This window comes from Streptomyces cahuitamycinicus (assembly GCF_002891435.1).
Classification (GTDB): Bacteria; Actinomycetota; Actinomycetes; order Streptomycetales; family Streptomycetaceae; genus Streptomyces; species Streptomyces cahuitamycinicus.
The window spans coordinates 1-2,032 of record NZ_POUC01000760.1; the positions used below are offsets into that span (position 1 = coordinate 1).

The window sequence follows — 2,032 nt, forward strand, 5'->3', positions numbered from 1 at the left end:
CCCCCTTCCCCTGCCCCACGAGGTCGTCACCCGCGTGACCGCCGCCGGAGCCGGGCGACTGCTGCTCGCGCTGTCCGGGTCACAACGACGCCCGGGTGTCTGGCTGGCCCACGAAGGCGTGTCCGTGCTCCGCACGCCCTGGTCCGCCCGGGACGAGGACGCCGTCCCGCCGGACCGCCCACCGGTACGCCCCGTCCCCATGCGTCTGACGGCACGGGACGGGCTGCCCCTGAGCGGCTGGTACTACAGGGCGCCGAGGCGCCCCTCCGACGAACCGGCACCGTGTGTCATCCACCTGCACGGCGGTCCGGAGGAACAGGAACGCCCGGTGTTCAACCCCCTCTACCACGAGCTGATCGGGCGCGGCCTGGACGTCTTCGCCCCCGACGTCCGGGGATCCCTGGGACACGGCCGGTCGTTCGTCGACGCGGACCTGGGCGCGGGCCGCTTCGCCGCGTTCGACGACGTCGCGGACTGCGCGGCCCACGCGGTCACCGCGGGCCCCGCCGATCCGACGCGGCTGGCGGTCATGGGCCGCTCGTACGGCGGGTACCTCACGTTCGCCTCCCTCGTGTGGCACCCGGATCTCTTCCGCACCGGAGTCGCCGTCTGCGGCATGTCGGACCTGCTGACCTTCTTCGCCGGTACGGAACCCTGGATCGCGGAGTCCGCGGCGCACAAGTACGGTCACCCGCAGCACGGCCGCGAGCTGCTGCGCGCCCTGTCACCGATGAGCCGTATCGAAGCGCTGCGTGTTCCGCTGCTCGCCGTCCACGGCGAACACGACACCAACGTGCCACCGGGAGAGTCCCAGCAGTTCGTACGGGCAGCGCGGGAACGCGGCATCCACGCCGAACTGCTCACCCTGCGCGACGAAGGTCACGACTTCCTGCGCGCGGACAACCGGCGCCTGTTCCGCCGGACCGCCGCGGACTGGATCGAACGGCACCTCCGGGTGTGACCGCCGAGCCCCGTGCCGGTCGGCGGTGCTCGGTTCCGGGCGGGCCCGGCCGCGGTGACCGGTGGCGGGCCCGGTCAGTCCTGCCCGGTGGTCCGGGTTGCCCGCGGCCACAGCAATTGGCCGGCGGTCACGATGGACACCACCCACACGCTGTGCGGAACGGACAGGTCACCAGCTCGCCGACGGTGTCCCTGCCGTCGAGGCCGTGCTGGCCGAAGTGCGCACGTCGGCGTGCCCGAACGGCACAGGCCCTTCCCACCACCGCCCCGTACCCCGTGACCCGCGTACAGCTCGACAGCCCCTCGACGAGTCCCTCACCACCATGCGGGCCCACGGCGCCCACTTCGCCGCCGTCACCGGCGACAAGGGCACCGTCATGGGGTTTCGGCACCATGGTAGAGGTCCTGCCCTAACTCGCAGGCCCAACAGCCGCGCCGCCGACGGGCCAAATCCCTCCAGCCGGGCTTCCGCTGGGCCGACGGCACACTCCACGGGCACCGGCCCGCCCCTTTGGATCATCCGACACCGAGTTCGTTGCGGTGCGCGTCCTTGCCCGTGTCCGGATAGTGCACGATCCGCGGAGCCACGCGCAGCGGAGCGTACCTTTACAGCTCGCAGAATGCGGCTGGAGCAACGACCAGTGGCGCACCTACGGCCATCCCCGGCCTCTACGGTCGGCGGCCGTGAGCAATGGGGTTCTCTGGCCCAGGCCCGGTTGTTCTCGCACGCAGCTCAGTCAGATCATGGGCGACATAGAGTCGGGCGGGCCATGGTCCTTGGCGGGTGGAGCCGTTTCCGAGGTGCCGTGCCATTCGCACAGCAGGACGGTGGCGTCGTCGTTGAGGTGTCCGTTGTGATGCTCGAGCACGGCCCGCACCAGACGGCGCAGGGTTTCGGGGGCCGGCAGGCCGTCGGCCTGGTGGCGGATGACGAAGTCGACGAAGCGGTCGCGGCCGAACTCGCGTCCTTTGGCGTCACGCGCTTCGATGATGCCGTCGGTGTAGAGCAGCAGTTGGTCGCCGGGCTCCAGCTGCTCGCGGCACAGGGTGGTGGGGAGGCCGAGGTCGGCGC

At 71.5% G+C, this 2,032-nt stretch carries 2 protein-coding genes; one reads left to right on the plus strand and one right to left on the minus strand.

Annotation, left to right across the window (positions count from 1 at the left end; translation table 11 throughout):
• Nucleotides 1–961 (plus strand): alpha/beta hydrolase family protein (locus C1J00_RS42515; RefSeq protein WP_146046399.1); only part of this gene is annotated, 961 nt, incomplete at its 5' end.
• A gap of 736 nt (nt 962–1,697) precedes the next feature.
• Here C1J00_RS42515 and C1J00_RS42520 read toward each other — a convergent pair.
• The coding region (locus C1J00_RS42520; RefSeq protein WP_146046400.1) for a PP2C family protein-serine/threonine phosphatase at nt 1,698–2,032 on the minus strand (335 nt) is incomplete at its 5' end.